Raw genomic sequence first — 15,552 nt, forward strand, 5'->3', positions numbered from 1 at the left:
GCCCCGCGCACGCGGGGATGCTCCCTCGGCCGCCAGCAGGCGCGCACGGCAAGCTGGCCAGCCGACTGTGCAGGTCAGCTGACCGGGTTCGGCCAATCCCGCTGACAGAAAGCGATCAAGGAATTACGTTCATCGGAGACGTCGCTCCTCCTTCCCCGGGAGACACCGTGAACCAGAACCCTCACCCGACGGCGCGACCGTGGGGGCTGTCCCGCATGGAACCGTTCCCCCCGACCGAGCCACTCCGCTACGACCGCGTCGAGGTGGACCCCACCACGCAGACCGGCCGCTACCTCGACCCGACCGGCACCCCCGTCGAAGCCGGTGACCACGGGACGAACAAGTCGCAGGCTTCCCCCTACCAGACGGCTGTCGGTGGCGACGGAAACGGCCCACAGGGCACCCGCACCGACACCAACCACGACTGGGTCGCCGACTAGTGGGCGAACGCCGGGTCCTGGTGATCACCGGGGCGGACGATCCCACCGCCGACCTGGTGATCACCGAACTCAATAGCCGTGGCGTCCCGGTCCTCCGACTGGACCCCGGTGGCTTTCCCCACGCGCTGACGGTGACCGCGGCCTTCGGGGCCGAAGGGATGAACGGACGCATGGAAGCGTCCACCGGCGCGGTGGACATGGCCCGGGTGCGGTCGGTGTACTGGCGCCGCCCCTCTCCCTACCCCGCTCCGGAGCACCTGGACGCACAGGACAGGGCATGGGTACAAGAGCAGTCCCGTTGGGGCCTGGGTGGTGTGCTGGCCTGCGTCCCCGGGGCCCTGTACGTCAACCATCCCTGGCGCAACCGCGACGCCGAGTCCAAACCCGCCCAGTTGGCCGCGGCCGCACGATGCGGTTTCTCGGTCCCGCCCACCCTCGTCACCAACGCCCCCGAGGCCGCACGCGCGTTCACGGCTGAGCACATGCCCGTGGTGTACAAGCCGCTGTGGAACAGCCGCTACAGCGCCGAGGACGGGACCGGGCGCGTCATCTGGGTCCGCTCGGTGAGGATCGAAGATCTGGACGGGTCGGTGGCCAGCGCCGCTCACCTGTTCCAGGCACAAATCGACAAGGTCGCCGACATCCGCCTCACCGCGGTGGGCGGCCGGTTGTTCGCGGTCCGTATCGACGGGGCCGCCGGGGTCGACTGGCGGGCGGACTACTCGGTGCTGACCTTCACCCCCGTACCCGTCCCCGACGAGGTCGCCTCAGCGGTGCGGTCCTACCTCACCGAGTTCGGGCTGGTCTTCGGCGCCTTCGACTTCGCCCTGCGCGCGAACGGCGGTTGGGCGATGCTGGAGTGCAACCCCAACGGCCAGTGGGCCTTCCTGGACCCCGGCACCGTCCGGGGCATCACAATGGCGCTTGCCGACCGACTGGAGAAGGGCCGTGCATGAGTGAGGACGTGACGGGGCAGCGGTTGCGCCTCGCGCTGGCGCAGGAGCTGCACGCCAACGGGGTACTGCGCGGGAGCGGGTGGAAAGAGGCGGTCGAAACGGTCCCGCGCGAGGTGTTCGTGGGCGGGGCCGTGTACCAGCTCGACCGGGAAGGCCTGTGGCGGGTGGTCCGCCGCTCGGACCTGTCGGAGGCGGACTGGCTGACGATGGTCTACCAGGACGACACGTGGGTCACGCAGGTGGAGGGGGTCGACGCCGCCGACCCGCACCCGCCGTCGGTGGGAGCGCCGACATCGTCCTCGTCCCTGCCGAGTCTGGTGGTGGGGATGCTCGAAGACCTGGACGTGCGGGACGGCCAGAGGGTTCTTGAGGTCGCGACCGGAACCGGGTACTCCACCGCGTTGTTGTGCCACCGGCTGGGCCAGGAGCGGGTGACCTCGGTGGAGGTGGACGCCGGGGTGGCGGCGCGGGCCGAGAAGGCGCTGGCCCACGTCGGCTACCGCCCTCGTCTGCTGGTCCAGGACGGGTACGGCGGCGGCTGGGCCCTGGGGGAACGTTGGGACGACGGGGAGGATGTGGTCTACGACCGGATCATCGCCACGTGCGCGTTCCGGTTCGTCCCCCTGCCCTGGCTCGGGCAGGTCGGGCCGGGGGCGAAGGTCCTCGTGACCTTGGCGGGATGGCTGGGCGCCAACGCACAGGTGCTGCTGGAAGCCGAGGAGGACGGAACCATGCGGGGCCGGTTCCTGCCCGTGCAGAGGTCGTTCATGATGGCACGGTCGATGCGGGCACCGGCGGAGGCGCCGCTCGTACTGGGGCCGAACGTGCCCCAGCGTTCCACGGATGTGGGGGCCGAAGTACTCGATGACTGGACGGGGCGGTTCGTGGTCCAGCTCACCGTTCCCGAGGCCGTACCGATGGTGGTCGGACCGAGCCGCGGTGTGCGCGATATCGGAACCGGATCGTGGGCGTTGGTTGACGAGGACGCAGACGGAACCAGGGTGAGCCAGCACGGGCCGGTCAACCTCTGGGACCGCGTCGAGAACAGCGTCCGGTGGTGGAGGGCGCTGGGTGAGCCCTCGGTGTCCGAGTTCGGCCTCACCGTGTCACCACGGGAACAGCGGGTGTGGCTGGGGTCGCCGGGAGGGCCGTCGTGGAAGCTGCCGGTGTGAGGGGACCGGTGCTGTAGCGGGCCGGGGCCAGGGCCGGGGGGAGGCGATCCCCTGCCGTCTGCTCGCGTGCCGTACGACGGCGGTCCGCGCCTGGAGGATCAGGCGCGGGGCGTCGTCATCCCATCTGGCCGGGATACTTGACGGCTCGGGCGACGACTTTCGCGTACCGGTCGGCCTGCTCGTCGGTGTGCGCGTACATGATGATCGTGTCGGAGCCGCGGGACCGGACCTCCCAGACCGCTCCAGTGCCGTGGGCGCCGGGTGGCAGGTTGGTGAAGAGGACGTCGGGATAGCGGGAGGACAGCTCCTCGTGAGTAGCCATGGTGGACACCGTAGCCAGGTATGACCGGTTGTGGGCCCGGTTTGGCGGTGTATGCGTGGCTGGTGCGGAGCGGGCGACGGGTGGGAAACAGAAACCGGCCCTGCCCAGGCGCGGGCAGGGCCGGATCGAGGTACTTCGCTACTGGACGCGCACCGCAGCCAGTAGCGCCGTCCACTCCGAGGCCTCGGCCGACAGATGGCCCAGCCCCCGGTTCTGGGTGTCACGAACGTGGGTGGTAGGCCCTTCCGCGACCTCCACGCAGTCTCCACCGCGGCCATCGCTGTAGCTGGACTTGTGCCATGAACTGTTCTCGCTGCTCATCACAGACCTTTCATGCTCACATGAAGGATTTCGAGGAACCGCCGAGGAGACAGGGCTCTGGCTACTAGCCGCGCACGGCCGCGAGCAAGGCCGTCCACTCGGAAGCCTGAGCCGACAGGTAGCCCAGCTCCCGGTTCTGGGTGTCCCGAACCAGTGTCTCAGAGCCCTCACTAACCTCGACGCAGCTTCCGCTACCGCTGCTGTAGCTGGCCTTGTGCCACACACGTTCCGTCATCGCTCAACCATCTCTCGCACCATCTGGAGTGACGCCGACTCCGAATGTGCTTCTCCTTGGAGAAGCCCGAAGGTGGTCACGCACTCCTGATACCGGTCCTTGTCGCTGATCACTGCCTCACCGGTCATGTACTCCGCAGAAGCTATCGAGGGTTCATCCGCGAAGGTGTACAGCCGGAAAGGCCCCCCGCTTCCGTAGTGCCTCTTAGTGCCCCGGGGGATGGTCTGCACACGTACACTACCGCTCTCCATCTCGCGGAGAACACGCTGCACCTGCTCATGCAGCAACTCTGGACCACGGTTCCCGACTTGCTGATGGAACACCGCCTCAGTGATGAGGAAGAGCATCAGCGGCCGGGGCTCCTCCTCCAGGAGGCACTGCCGGGCCATACGCCCCTGCACAAGTTGGTCAATCGAAGCCGAAGCCATCCCCGGGAAGATGTCTTCGAAGACCGCGCGAGCGTACTCCTTAGTCTGGAGCAAGCCGGGAAACACCAGCGGTTGGAACTCTCGGATCTGGGTGGCCGCCCCCTCCAACTCAGGCAACTCCGCAAACCGGAACGGCGTTTTCACCTGACGGCTGGCTTTCTCCCACTCCTCGGCGATGCGCCCTCCGGCTTTCAGGGCTTCGTCCAGCTTGTTGACGTGCTTCTCATCGACCTTACGGGCGCCGGTCTCCCATGAGGAGTAACAGCTTCCGACGACGCCGAGCACCTTGGCGATGTCGACTTGCAGCAGGCCAAGGGCATCGCGGTGCTTCCGCATCTGCTTCCCGAAGTGCTTCCACGCGGGGTCGGGGGGTCGCTTCGTCACGTGTTCCTCCATGACTTCACTGGGAGAAACATATTACACAGGTTTTTCTCCCCTAGGGAGGAGCCTTCTGTGGAATCTCCAATCACACGACGGTTTTGCGAAGTCTCTTGAACTGGCTACTTCACTGAGAGATCGTGTGATCACGGAGAACCGGTTGTGGAATCCGGAGGATTCTTCACACTGCACCGCAGAAGCCTTGTGGTGTGTAGAAAGCCTTGAAATATGACACACCGGCCAAAAAGAAGCCCCGGAGACCGAAGTCGAAGGCGGTCCCCGAGGCAAGGCGCTCCACCCCGAAACCCCCGAGGTGAAACATGCAAAAGTCTACCGTTCCGCCCATCCCGCTTCCACGCCGACTGTGCGGAACCGACACCAACTCAGGCATTCTGCTCGGCCCCGAACTCGGTCACGTCAAGATCGCCCGCCGTTGGGCCGTCCAAGCCACTCGCTCCCGCCCCAGCCTGGCCGAACCCGTCGGCATCGCCGTCTCCGAGATGACCACCAACGCCCTGCGTCACTCGGCCTCCGGGCTCCCCGGAGGCAGCATCCGCGTCGAGATCGAACGCACCCCACGCCACCTCGAACTCCGCGTCACCGACAACGGCCCCCGCCCCGGAGAACAACCCAGCTTCCCGCGCGTGCCCAGCCTCGAACCCCTGCGCCCCAGCGGCAACGGCCTACGCCTGGTCGAAGCCCTGTGCTCCTACTGGGACTGGAAGCAGCACTCCTGCGGCGCGATCACCGTCCGTGCCGTCTTCCCCTGGTAGCCCGCTTCCCCGGCAGGCGAGCCCTTCCAGGCTCCGCACCACCCGACCTGTCCCCCGGGCCGGTGCGGACGGGCCGATGCGAAGTACACCGGCCCGAAGCCCCGCCCTCCCCTTCCCCGGGAGGGCGGGGCCACCCCACCAACCACCCGCACAACACCCAGCGCCGAGTACCGAACCTCCGAAGACACGGAAAGCCCCTCATGCCCGACTACAGCTACCTCCTCGACGGCCGCCCCGACGTCCTCACCCCCAGCGAAGTCGCTGCCCTCTTCAACATCCGACCCCGCAGCCTGCACCGAGGCGAATGGGACAACGTCCTCAAACCCTTCCGCACCCCCGGCGGAGCACGCCGCTACCCCAAAGAACACATCGCCACCCTCCTCAACCAGCCAGACCCCCCGACCTCCCCGTGAACCCGCGCGAAGACCACCCTCCGCCTTCCGCCCTCTCACGCCTCATCGGGGCCGGGTCCGGGCCCGGGCTCAACCTCGGGCCCGGGCACCCCCTCCAGCAGACGCCCGCCCTCGATGAGCATCTGACGGACCGCGCCGACCATCCAGACGAGGGTGACGGCGATGACCGTGACGTTCTTGACCGCGAGCAGCAGCGCCCAGTAGAGGTCCTGCCCCGAGGCGGGAATCCACAGGGGCACGATCTGCTCGGGGACGACGGAGAAGAGGCCGAACAGCGCGAGCAGCAGCACCCCCTGCCACAGCAGGCCGGGCCACCGGTGGTCGAGGAACGCCCGGACGCGACGGCCGTCGCCCAGACGCCTCCCCTCCCGGACCCGCTCGTCCTTGAGGATCGCGATGCGGATGACGAGGACGATCAGCACCACCCGCACCCCTTGGGCGAGCACCTCCAGAGCCACGCGCGAGGGCGTCGCCAGCGCGTCGCCCCACAGCGCCACCCCGAAGCGTTCGACCGCCGGGACCAGGGAGAGGCCCACCACCAGGGGCAGGTGGCGGACGTAGAAGGCCAGCGCCCAGCGCGGAGGCTCCAGGGCCAGCCGCAGGTGTGCGCGCCAGGTCAGCTCGGGGATGGTGGCTCTCTCCGTCATCGTCGCTCTCCCGGTTCGCGGTGGCGGTGCCTGTCGGATATTTACTTTAGTTCACTAAACTAAAATATTCGATAGCCTGAAAGAAGTTCACCGCAGGCAGGAGAAGGCGGTGCACCGGAGAAGGGGCGTCGGAGCATGGACAGCAGGGACAGCGACGCGGCCGGGGACGGCAGCGACCTCGGACGGCAGCTCAGCACCGCCGTCGTGCTCTTCCACGAGGCCGTCGGCCAACGCCTGGGACTGCGCGCGCTCGACCACCGCGCACTGGGCCTGATCGAACGCGAGGGCCCGCTCACGGCAGGCGCGCTGGCCGAGCTGACCGGTCTGACCCCCGGAGCCGTCACCGGACTCGTCGACCGGCTGCACCGCCTGGGCTACGTGCAGCGCGTTCCCGACCCCGCCGACCGGCGGCGCGTGCTCGTCTCGGCGGACGTCGAGGCGCGGCCCGACCACGCCGACGCCTTCGCGGGGCTGTCGCGGGCGATGGGCGAGCTGATGGCCGGGTACGACGAGGCCGAACTCGCCGTGATCACCGACTACGTCACGAAGACCATCGACATCCTGCACACGCAGACCCGGCGGCTCAGCGAGTCCGAACCAGGGAAGTGACCGGCAGCAGGACCGTGGTCCCCGCTCCGGGGGAACAGCGACCTCCGGGAGCACTTCGGAGACTCCGGCCGTTCCAGAGGGAACACCGCCGCCGAGGCCGGGAGCGCGGCCGGGGTCGGCGGCTCAGCGCGCGTACTGGCGGCACTCTCCCGTGAACACCGAGCCCAGTTCCGCGCGCAAGGCCTCCCGGACGCGCTCGGCGGCTCCGGGCCCGCCCCGGTAGACCTGGGTGGCCAGCCCCTCGGCCACGGCGGCGACGCGGGAGGCGGACGCGGCGGCGTCCACGTCCGCCTCCACCTCGCCGCACTCCACGCCGTTGCGCACCGCCCGGGCGATCTCGGCGTGCAGCGCGTCCGCCGTGCGCGCGTCCACCTCGGCCAGGGCCGGGTTCTCCAGGGCCCGTCCGGCGAAGACGCGGATCACCCGGAACTCCGCCCGGCGGGGCTCGTCCAGCGGCAGGTGCTCGGCCAGCGCGGCCAGCAGGATCTCCGAAATGGTCCTCTCGTGCCGGGTCCCCTCACTGACCACGTCCGCGACGCGGGTGGCGACGGCCGTGCTGACCCGCTCGAACGCGTGCAGCAGCATGTCGTCCTTGGACGGGAAGTAGTGCTGCACGAGCCCGACGGAGATCCCCGCGCGCGCGGCCGTGCGGGCCACGGTCACGGCGTCCAGCCCCCGTTCGGCGATCAGCTCGCACACGGCGCCGGTGATCTGCGTGCGCCTCTGGGCGTGGTCTGCGGTTCTCGGCACCGGATAACCGTATCATGGTACGGTCATAATCGTATGAGCATACGGTTATCGAAAGGCCTCCTCATGCCCCTCCCCCTCACCCACGTCCCCCTCGCCCTGCTGCTCGCCCTGTCCCCCGTGGTCACAGCCCCACCGGACGACGCAGCTCCCACCGACTCCGCCGCAATGGACGCCTACGTCCAAGAACGCATGACCGCCACCAACACCCCCGGGCTGGCCTACGCCGTGGTCGGCCCCGGGGGCGTCGAGCAGCAGGGGACCTTCGGCGTGGACGGCGACGGCGCCCCGGTGGACGAGCACACCCCGTTCCTGTGGGGGTCGGTGGCCAAGCCCGTGACCGCCACCGCCGCGCTGGTCCTTGCCGGGGAGGGGCGTCTGGACCTGGACGCCCCGGTCGAGGAGTACCTGCCGGTCTTCGCGGAGTTCGGCGCCGACCCCACCGTGCGCGACCTGCTCACCCAGACCTCGGGGCTCACCGGGCGCACCGCCGCCGCCACCAGCGACCTCTACGGCGAGCGGGCCCCGGACTTGGACGCGCGGGTGGCGCGCATCGCCGCCTCGGAGCCGGGGAACCCGGGCACGCACGAGTACAGCAGCGCGAACTACCTCGTGCTGGGCGCCGTCATGGAGGAGGTGACCGGCGACTTCCGCGGGTACCTGCGCGAGAGCGTGCTGGAGCCGACGGGGATGGACGGCGTCTTCACCAGCGCGGCACAGGCGCGGGAGGCCGGGCTGAGCCCGGGGCACCGCACGCTGTGGGGCGTGCCGGTGGCCGACGCCGACGGCGTGGACGACGAGGGAGCCGCCTACGGCTACCTGGGCGGGGACGTCGCCGACCTGGCCGCGTTCGCGCGGGCGCAGGTGGTGACGGAGCCGCCCGTGCTGGACGCCGTCGCGCTGGAGCGGGCCCGCACGGGGCTGGTCCCGGTCCCCGGTTCGGCGCAGGAGTACGGCCTGGGCTGGCGCGACACCGCCCTGTCCGACCTGGGTGAGCCGATCGTCTTCCACGGCGGTTCGACCCCGGGGTACGCGGCGATCGTGGTGGTGCTGCCCGAACGTGAGAGGGCGGTGGTGGTCCTGCAGAACACTTACGACATGCTGCGTGACAACGGAATCCAGGCGGTCGCCTTCGGGTTGGCCCACATGCTCGCGGGCGGGGACTCCCCCTCCTCCCCCGGCACCGACCCGCTGTACCTGGCGTCGGTGTGGACGCCCACGGCAGCCGCGGCGGCGCTGGGCGCGGGCGCCGTCGCGGCCGTGCGGGTGCGGCGGCCCCGCCGGTGGGCGAGCGCGCTGTGGTCGGCACTGGGACTGGTCGCGGTGGCCGCCGCGGTGGGGGTGGCGGCGAGCCACGGCCCGCGCCCGGCGCTGACGTGGCTTCCCGACGTGACGGCGGCGACGCTGGCGGCGGGTGCGCTCGGCGCGGCCGTCGTGGTCCTGCGCCCGCTGGCGCACCGGCGCGGCGACCGCGCACAGGCCTGATCTCCGGGATCACGGTCCGGGGCCGGTTCGGCCCCCGGCCCCCGGTGCCGGTCCGGCACCGGGACCGGGACCCGGTACCGGGGCGGAGCGATCAGCCCTTGAGCGCGCCCGCCATCAGTCCGCGCATGAAGTAGCGCCCCAGCAGCAGGTAGATGACGAGCGTGGGCAGCGAGGCCAGCACCGCGGCCGCCATCTGCTGGTTGTAGGGCACCACCATCGACCCGGCCACGTTGTTGAGCTGCACCGTCACCGGCCAGCTCGCGGGGCCGGTCAGGAACACGGCGAACAGGAAGTCGTTCCAGGCGGAGGTGAACTGCCAGATCAGCGTCACGGCGAAGGCCGGGGCCGACACCGGCAGCACCACCAGGGCGTAGGTGCGCAGCAGCCCGGCCCCGTCCACGCGGGCGGCCTCGATCAGGGTCGGCGGGATGCTCGCGTAGTAGTTGCGGAAGATGAGCGTGCAGATCGGGATGCCGTAGACGGTGTGCGCCAGGATCAGCGGGAACACCCCGCCCATGAGCTGGGCGTTCACCAGCAACTGCTGCAACGGGATCATCACCGCCTGGTAGGGGATGAACATCCCGAACAGGAACAGGGTGAAGACGGTGTCGGCACCGGGGAAGCGCCACCGGGCCAGCACGTAGCCGTTGAGCGAGCCCAGCACCGCCGATATGACCGCGCTGGGCACCACCATGCGCACGCTGTTCCAGAGCCCGGGGGCCAGTTCGGTCCAGGCCGTCGTCCACCCCTCCAGGCTCCAGTTCCGCGGCAGCAGCCAGGCCTGCGCGGCGGAGGCCTCGTCGAAGGGCTTGAAGCCGGTGACCACCAGTACGTACATCGGCAGCAGGAAGAACGCGGCCAGCACCACCAGGACGGCGGCCTTGACCGCCTGTCCGCTCCGGGTCGTCCCGGCCGCCCCGCCTCCGGGGGCGGTCACACGTTCGGGGGCGCTCGCGGTCATCGACCTTCGCTCCGTTCCTTGCGCACGGTCCACACCAGGTAGGGGATGACGAACACCGCCACCGCGATGAGCAGGTAGGCGGCGATGGTGGCGCCCTTGGCCGGGTCGCGCACCTCGAACACGGTCGTCCACATGTACACGGCGGGCACGTCGGCGACGATCTGCTGTCCGGCGATCGCGATGACCAGGTCGAACACCTTGAGGGACATGTGGCCCAGGATGATGACCGCGCTCAGCACGACCGGCCGCAGCTGCGGCATGACCACGCGCCAGTACACGCCCCACTCCGAGCAGCCGTCCACCCGGGCGGCCTCGCGCAGCTCCTCGGGCACACCGCGGAACCCGGCCAGGAACAGGGCCATGATGTAGCCCGCGAGCTGCCAGACCGCGGGCAGGGCCATCGCCGCCATGCCGAGGTCGGGCGCGGTCCACCAGTCGTTGACCAGGAAGTCCAGGTTGAGGTGGACGAACAGGGCGTTCAGGCCGGTGGCGCGTTCGGCCGGGGCCGGGTTCATCAGCCACCGCCACACCACGCCGGTGGCGATGAAGGACACCGCCATCGGCGCCAGGAACAGGGTGCGGAAGACGGCCTCGCCGCGGATGCCCTTGTCCAGCAGCAGGCCCAGGAGCCAGCCGAGCAGCAGGGCGCCGCCGACGAACACCACCGTGAACACGACCGCGTTGGCCACGGCGGCGGGCCAGCGCTCCTCCTGCCACAGGGCGACGAAGTTGGCCAGGCCGACGAACTCGCCGTCGTCGATGGGCTTGTGCTTGTCGCTGAGCGCCAGCTGGGTGTTCCAGCCGATCATCCCGTAGACGAACACGCCGATGAGCAGGATGGAGGGGGATACCAGCAGCAGGCCGGGCAGCCAGGTCCGTGCCCGGGTCAGCAGGCGGCGCCCCCGGCTCGGGTGGCGGCGGTCGCCGCCGGGGCGGGCGCGCCCGGGGCCGCGGTCGGACGCGGCCCCGGGTCGTGGGGAAAGGGTGCTCATTCGCTCTGCGCGGCCGCGTGCAGGGCGTCGTTGAGGGCGTCCAGGTCCTCGTTCTGGAGGTAGAGGCCGACCGCGGTGTCGATCTCGTTCTTCCACCGGTTGCCCACGGTCACCCCGTGCCAGAAGGACCCCGCCAGCTCGGGCCCGGACTGCCACTCCTCCAGCGCCGACTCCAGGTAGGGGCTGGCGGCGTAGTTGGCCGGGTCCGCGTCCTCACGGGCCGGGATGGACCCCTTGAGCGGGTTGAAGAGGTCCTGGCCCTCCTGGCTGGCCACCAGCTCCAGCCAGGCGCGGGCCTGCTCCTCGTGCGGGGCGCCCTGGGGCAGGGTGAAGCTGTCCGACAGCCACATGTAGGTGCCGTCCGTGCCGGGTGAGGCGGCCCAGTCGTAGTCCTGGCCCGGGACCGCTCCCAGTTCGTCGAAGTAGCCCGCGGCCCAGTCGCCCATGATGTTGAACGCGGCCTCGCCGTCGGAGACGCGACGGGTGGCCTCCTGCCAGTCCTCGGCGGCCGACTCCTCCTGGGTGTAGGCCATGATCTCCTCGAAGGTGGCCAGCGCCTCGGCGACCTCGGGGGTGTCCCAGTCCGCGCCCGGCTCCCACAGGGCGTTGTAGGCGTCGGTGCCCAGCGAGCCGAGCAGCACCGACTCCAGGAGGTGGTCCACGGTCCACTGCGCGCCGACCGCCATGGGGATGGCGTCGGTCTCGGCCTCCACGGCCTCCAGCGCGTCCAGCAGTTCGTCCAGGGTCTGCGGGGGCTCCTCGACCCCGGCCTCCTCCAGCAGCGAGGGGTTGAACCACATGACGTTGGAGCGGTGGATGTTGACGGGGACGGAGTAGACGCTGCCGTCGTAGGAGATCTGTTCGACCAACTGCTCGGGCAGGGCCTCGTGCAGGCCCTGTTCGTCGAAGAAGTCGTCGAGCGGCTGGAGGTAGCCCGCCTCGATGTAGTCCTGGAGCTCGGCCCCGGCGTGCCCCTGGAAGGAGTCGGGCGGGTCCTGGCTCTGGAGCCTGCCCTCCAGGACGGCCTGGGCGTTGGTGCCCGATCCCCCGGCCACCGCCGCGTTGACGAACTCGACGTCGGGGTGGTCCTGCTCGAACCGCTCGATGAGCGCGTTGAGCCCGGCCTCCTCCCCGCCGCCGGTCCACCAGGAGAAGACCTCGACCTGTGCGGCCCCGTCCTCTCCTCCCCCGCCGCAGGCCGAGGCGACCAGCACCAGTCCCAGAGCCGCCGGGATCGACCGCCAGCGTGACCGCATGAGCTTCCTCTCCGGACGGTCCTCGTGCTCCACCGCACCGCCCTGGGTGTCGTAAGTCACATGATTAAAACCTTTGTCATCATTCACACCGGAAAAGGCCACCGTCAATACGAAAAGGACCACGACATGAAGTCGTGGTCCGCAGGGGCTGGTCACGCCGAGGGCACGGATTCCGGTCCGACAAAAAGCGAAGAAAACGGGGAACCGGAGTGCGCCGCCGCGGTGCGGTGAGTCCGGCCGCGGCGGGGCGCGCTCAGATCCGGTCGAGGAAACCGCCGTCCACCATCAGGTTCTGTCCGGTGACGTAGGCCGCGGCCGGGCTGGCCAGGAAGGCCACCGCGCGGGCGACCTCCTCGGGGTGGCCGAGGCGGCCGTAGGGGATGCGTTCGCGGACGGACTCGTAGAACCCCGGGTCGTTCTCGCGGCGGCGCGCCCAGCCTCCGCCCGGGAACTCGATCGGTCCGGGCGAGACGGTGTTGACCCGCACCCCCTCCCCCGCCCAGGCGCGGGCCAGCGAGGACGCGTGGTGGTTGAGCGCGGCCTTGACCGCGCCGTAGGAGCGCGGTCCGGCGGGCACGGTGGTGTGCAGCGCCGAGGTGCTGGAGATCAGCACCACCGAGCCGCCGCGCTCGGAGGCCAGCAGGTGGGGTTTGGCCGCCTCGGTCAGGCGCACGAAGGGCATCAGGTCGGCCGCGAAGCCGCGCTCCCACTGGTCGGGGGTGGGCGCGCTGCCGCCGGAGACGTTGGAGACCAGCACGTCCAGGCCGCCGAGCCCGGCCACCGCGTCCTCGACGAAGGAGGGCAGCGCGTCGTGGTCGGTGACGTCCAGGGCACGCGAGAACACGCGGGCGCCGGTCCGCTCCAGCTCGCGGGCCGCCTCGGACAGCGGTTCGGGGGTGCGCGCGCAGATCGCGAGGTCGGCGCCCTCGGCGGCGAACAGCTGGGCGATGGCCCGGCCGATCCCCCTGCTGGCGCCGGTCACGGCGACCCGCGCCCCCTTCAGTCCCAGATCCATTGCCCCGTCCCCTTCGCTCTCGGCTCGCACGGCCGCCTGCCGGGGGCGCACGCGCCGCTTCGGGCACACGGCGGGCAGCCGCCGCAACCGCCCCGCGACGGCAGACGGGCGGGCCGCCCCTGGGGGTGGCCCGCCCGCGTCAACCTATCGCACGCGTGTGCCGGGGCACCGGTTCCGGAGGAGCCGGAGCCGGTGCGTTCGGGGCGGTCAGGCCCCGGTGGAGTGGAAGCCGCCGTCGACGTGGACGATCTCGCCGGTGGTGGCGGGGAACCAGTCCGACAGCAGCGCCACGACCGCCTTGGCCGCGGGCTCGGGGTTGGTGACGTCCCAGCCCAGCGGGGCGCGCTCGGGCCAGTGCTTGGCCAGCTCGGAGAACCCGGGGATGCTGCGGGCGGCCATGGTGCTCAGCGGTCCGGCGGAGACCAGGTTGACCCGGATGTTCTGGTCGCCGACGTAGCGGGCCAGGTAGCGGGCGGTGGAGGTCAGCGCGGACTTGGCCACGCCCATCCAGTCGTAGATGGGGTAGGAGACGCTGTTGTCGAAGTCCAGGGCCACGACCGAGCCGCCGTCCTTCATCAGAGGCAGCAGCGAGGTGGTCAGCGACTTCAGGGAGAAGGTCGAGGTGTGCATGGCCGTGGCCACGTCCGACCACTCGGTGTTGAGGAAGTTGCCGCCCAGGGCGTCCTGCGGGGTGAAGCCGATGGAGTGCACGACGCCGTCGAGGCCGTCCACGTGCTCGCCGACGCGGGCGGCCAGGGTGGCGAGCTGCTCGTCGTCGGTGACGTCCAGCTCCAGGATCGGGGGCGTCTCGGGCAGGCGCTTGGCGATGCGCTCCACCAGGCTCAGGCGGCCGTAGCCGGTGAGCACGACCGTGGCGCCCTGCTCCTGGGCCAGGCGGGCCACGTGGAAGCCGATGGAGGAGTCGGTGAGCACCCCGGTGACGAGGATGCGCTTGCCTTCGAGGATTCCCATGTTCGGGTCGTCCGTCCTGTCTGTGATCCGTTGCGGAAGGGGAGCCCTTCCGGTGGCTGGAGGAAAAAAGGGGGGGCGAACCCGGTCAGTGGCCCATGCCCAGGCCGCCGTCGACGGGGATCACGGCGCCGGAGATGTAGGCGCCGCCGGGCCCGGCGAGGAAGCCCACCGTCCTAGCGATGTCCTCGGAGGAGCCGAGGCGGCCCAGCGGGACGTTCTTCTTGATCTCGGCCTGGCGCTCCTCGGACAGGGCCGCGGTCATGTCGGTCTCGATGAAGCCGGGGGCGACGACGTTGACCGTGATGTTGCGCGAACCCAGCTCGCGGGCCAGGGAGCGGCCGAAGCCGACGAGCCCGGCCTTGGAGGCGGCGTAGTTGGCCTGACCGCCGGAGCCGAGGAGGCCCACGACGGAGGAGATGAGGACGATGCGGCCCGAGCGCTTGCGCATCATGCCGCGCACGGCGCGCTTGGCCACGCGGTAGGCGCCGGTGAGGTTGGTGTCCAGCACGGAGGAGAACTCGTCCTCGCTCATCAGGGCCAGCAGCTGGTCCTTGGTGATGCCGGCGTTGGCCACGAGCACCTCGACGGGGCCCTGCGCCTCCTCGACCTCCTTGAAGGCGGCGTCGACCTGGGCGGAGTCGGTGATGTCGCAGCGGACACCCAGCAGGCCCTCCGGGGGCTCACCGGAGCGGTAGGTCACCGCGACGTCGTCTCCGCCCGCGGCCAGCTCACGGGCGATGGCCAGGCCGATTCCACGGCTGCCGCCGGTGACCAGTACCGAGCGCGACATAGGGGCTCCTCTTCTCCTGCGGCTGCTGTGATCAGCCACGACGTGGTGTTGCGGGGGGTGGGATCGCATTGCAGCGTACCGAGCTACCCGGCGGTAGACGCAACCGAGGCGAACAGGGGCGCCGATCCGCCCATGTGCGGGGATTCCGGACACGCAGGGGGGACGCCCCGAGCACGGCGGGCGTTGGTGAGGTGTGTCACCGCCACGGGTCCTCTTGCTTCTCCCCGTCCTCGGCCTCCGGTGGTTGGGGTATGCCGACGACGACCACAAGGATGAACATCATGCTGGGGAACAGCAGCCAGGTGTGCGCGGACCCCAGGGGAACCATCCAGGACAGGATCACCAGTGCGATGTTGCCCAGCCCCGCCCGCATACCCGACAGGGGCCGTGCGTGACCCGGGGGCGATCGCCGCTCGGACGAGCCCGGATACGGGTCCTCCCCGAAGACGAGGCCCAGACGGTCCAACCAGACGAACAAGAGCAGGACCGCGGACACGTACAGCGCCAGGAGCGTGGGCGACTCGGTGAGCCTGACCGCGAAACTGCCCGTGAAGGCGGCCATGAGCAGGCCCCACCCGCCGAGCACGCGGGGCAGGACCTTCCTGTGCCAGGAGGGGAGCGGTGACACGGTCGGTTCCTT

General features: G+C 70.4%; 20 protein-coding genes. 7 read left to right on the top strand and 13 right to left on the bottom strand.

The annotated features are described in order from the left end of the window. Positions 1–17: 17 nt before the first annotated feature. Genes tgmA through tgmC form a run of 3 tightly spaced genes read left to right on the top strand, consistent with a single transcriptional unit; the run spans position 18 to position 2,568 of the window. The gene (tgmA, locus tag ACSTA4_RS18830) at positions 18–440 is read left to right on the top strand and encodes a putative ATP-grasp-modified RiPP (protein ID WP_444960427.1); all 423 of its coding nucleotides are present in this window, start codon (positions 18–20) and stop codon (positions 438–440) included. Continuing rightward, positions 440–1,396, top strand: a complete 957-nt coding sequence (gene tgmB / locus ACSTA4_RS18835; RefSeq protein ID WP_248771070.1) for an ATP-grasp ribosomal peptide maturase — start codon at positions 440–442, stop codon at positions 1,394–1,396. The genes tgmA and tgmB overlap by 1 nt, the downstream gene beginning before the upstream one ends. Then, the gene (tgmC, locus tag ACSTA4_RS18840; RefSeq protein WP_248771071.1) at positions 1,393–2,568 is read left to right on the top strand and encodes an ATP-grasp peptide maturase system methyltransferase; all 1,176 of its coding nucleotides are present in this window, start codon (positions 1,393–1,395) and stop codon (positions 2,566–2,568) included. Before tgmB ends, tgmC begins: the two co-directional genes overlap by 4 nt. A gap of 115 nt (positions 2,569–2,683) precedes the next feature. Here the strand turns inward: tgmC and ACSTA4_RS18845 are convergent, their stop codons facing one another. The 4 genes from ACSTA4_RS18845 to ACSTA4_RS18860 all read right to left on the bottom strand — a co-directional run bounded on the left by ACSTA4_RS18845 (position 2,684) and on the right by ACSTA4_RS18860 (position 4,258). Then, complete coding sequence (locus ACSTA4_RS18845; protein WP_212643791.1) at positions 2,684–2,890, bottom strand: hypothetical protein; 207 nt, start codon at positions 2,888–2,890, stop codon at positions 2,684–2,686. Positions 2,891–3,028: 138 nt separating this feature from the next. Then, entirely contained in the window at positions 3,029–3,211 is a 183-nt protein-coding gene (locus tag ACSTA4_RS18850) for a DUF397 domain-containing protein (protein ID WP_248771072.1), read from the bottom strand. Positions 3,212–3,275: 64 nt separating this feature from the next. Beyond that, positions 3,276–3,446: a DUF397 domain-containing protein gene (locus ACSTA4_RS18855; RefSeq protein ID WP_248771073.1), complete on the bottom strand. Its 171-nt coding sequence runs from the start codon at positions 3,444–3,446 to the stop codon at positions 3,276–3,278. Beyond that, positions 3,443–4,258 carry a helix-turn-helix domain-containing protein gene (locus ACSTA4_RS18860; RefSeq protein ID WP_248771074.1) on the bottom strand — a complete coding sequence of 272 codons (816 nt, stop codon included), beginning with the start codon at positions 4,256–4,258 and terminating at the stop codon, positions 3,443–3,445. The genes ACSTA4_RS18855 and ACSTA4_RS18860 overlap by 4 nt, the downstream gene beginning before the upstream one ends. A gap of 314 nt (positions 4,259–4,572) precedes the next feature. Here ACSTA4_RS18860 and ACSTA4_RS18865 point away from each other — a divergent pair, with 314 nt between their 5' ends. Beyond that, on the top strand, positions 4,573–5,025 hold the full coding sequence (locus ACSTA4_RS18865) for an ATP-binding protein (RefSeq protein WP_248771075.1): 453 nt from the start codon (positions 4,573–4,575) through the stop codon (positions 5,023–5,025). Positions 5,026–5,225: 200 nt separating this feature from the next. Beyond that, the gene (locus ACSTA4_RS18870) at positions 5,226–5,438 is read left to right on the top strand and encodes a helix-turn-helix domain-containing protein (protein WP_013153608.1); all 213 of its coding nucleotides are present in this window, start codon (positions 5,226–5,228) and stop codon (positions 5,436–5,438) included. Positions 5,439–5,473: 35 nt separating this feature from the next. Here ACSTA4_RS18870 and ACSTA4_RS18875 read toward each other — a convergent pair whose 3' ends face one another. Then, positions 5,474–6,085, bottom strand: a complete 612-nt coding sequence (locus ACSTA4_RS18875) for a hypothetical protein (RefSeq protein ID WP_444960428.1) — start codon at positions 6,083–6,085, stop codon at positions 5,474–5,476. Positions 6,086–6,220: 135 nt separating this feature from the next. Between ACSTA4_RS18875 and ACSTA4_RS18880 the strand changes: the two genes are divergently transcribed. After that, a complete protein-coding gene (locus tag ACSTA4_RS18880) occupies positions 6,221–6,694 on the top strand; it encodes a MarR family winged helix-turn-helix transcriptional regulator (protein WP_444960429.1) in 474 nt (157 codons plus the stop codon). 123 nt (positions 6,695–6,817) lie between these two features. Here the strand turns inward: ACSTA4_RS18880 and ACSTA4_RS18885 are convergent, their stop codons facing one another. Next, positions 6,818–7,444: a TetR/AcrR family transcriptional regulator gene (locus tag ACSTA4_RS18885; protein WP_444960430.1), complete on the bottom strand. Its 627-nt coding sequence runs from the start codon at positions 7,442–7,444 to the stop codon at positions 6,818–6,820. 63 nt (positions 7,445–7,507) lie between these two features. Here ACSTA4_RS18885 and ACSTA4_RS18890 point away from each other — a divergent pair, with 63 nt between their 5' ends. Continuing rightward, positions 7,508–8,926 (top strand): serine hydrolase domain-containing protein, encoded by a 1,419-nt coding sequence (locus tag ACSTA4_RS18890; RefSeq protein ID WP_444960431.1) that lies wholly within the window; start codon positions 7,508–7,510, stop codon positions 8,924–8,926. A gap of 91 nt (positions 8,927–9,017) precedes the next feature. Here the strand turns inward: ACSTA4_RS18890 and ACSTA4_RS18895 are convergent, their stop codons facing one another. The 7 genes from ACSTA4_RS18895 to ACSTA4_RS18925 all read right to left on the bottom strand — a co-directional run bounded on the left by ACSTA4_RS18895 (position 9,018) and on the right by ACSTA4_RS18925 (position 15,540). Then, on the bottom strand, positions 9,018–9,887 hold the full coding sequence (locus ACSTA4_RS18895; protein ID WP_444960432.1) for a carbohydrate ABC transporter permease: 870 nt from the start codon (positions 9,885–9,887) through the stop codon (positions 9,018–9,020). Beyond that, entirely contained in the window at positions 9,884–10,879 is a 996-nt protein-coding gene (locus ACSTA4_RS18900) for a carbohydrate ABC transporter permease (RefSeq protein ID WP_444960433.1), read from the bottom strand. Before ACSTA4_RS18900 ends, ACSTA4_RS18895 begins: the two co-directional genes overlap by 4 nt. After that, positions 10,876–12,135: an ABC transporter substrate-binding protein gene (locus ACSTA4_RS18905; RefSeq protein WP_444964209.1), complete on the bottom strand. Its 1,260-nt coding sequence runs from the start codon at positions 12,133–12,135 to the stop codon at positions 10,876–10,878. Before ACSTA4_RS18905 ends, ACSTA4_RS18900 begins: the two co-directional genes overlap by 4 nt. 253 nt (positions 12,136–12,388) lie before the next feature. Further along, positions 12,389–13,150, bottom strand: coding sequence for an SDR family NAD(P)-dependent oxidoreductase (locus ACSTA4_RS18910; protein ID WP_444960434.1), 762 nt, complete (start codon positions 13,148–13,150; stop codon positions 12,389–12,391). A 207-nt stretch (positions 13,151–13,357) separates the two neighbouring features. Continuing rightward, on the bottom strand, positions 13,358–14,122 hold the full coding sequence (fabI, locus tag ACSTA4_RS18915; protein WP_444960435.1) for an enoyl-ACP reductase FabI: 765 nt from the start codon (positions 14,120–14,122) through the stop codon (positions 13,358–13,360). Between the two features lie 85 nt (positions 14,123–14,207). Beyond that, entirely contained in the window at positions 14,208–14,912 is a 705-nt protein-coding gene (locus tag ACSTA4_RS18920) for a beta-ketoacyl-ACP reductase (protein WP_274973841.1), read from the bottom strand. 196 nt (positions 14,913–15,108) lie between these two features. After that, complete coding sequence (locus ACSTA4_RS18925) at positions 15,109–15,540, bottom strand: hypothetical protein (protein WP_444960436.1); 432 nt, start codon at positions 15,538–15,540, stop codon at positions 15,109–15,111. Between the last annotated feature and the right edge of the window lie 12 nt (positions 15,541–15,552).

This window comes from Nocardiopsis sp. M1B1 (genome assembly GCF_052466615.1).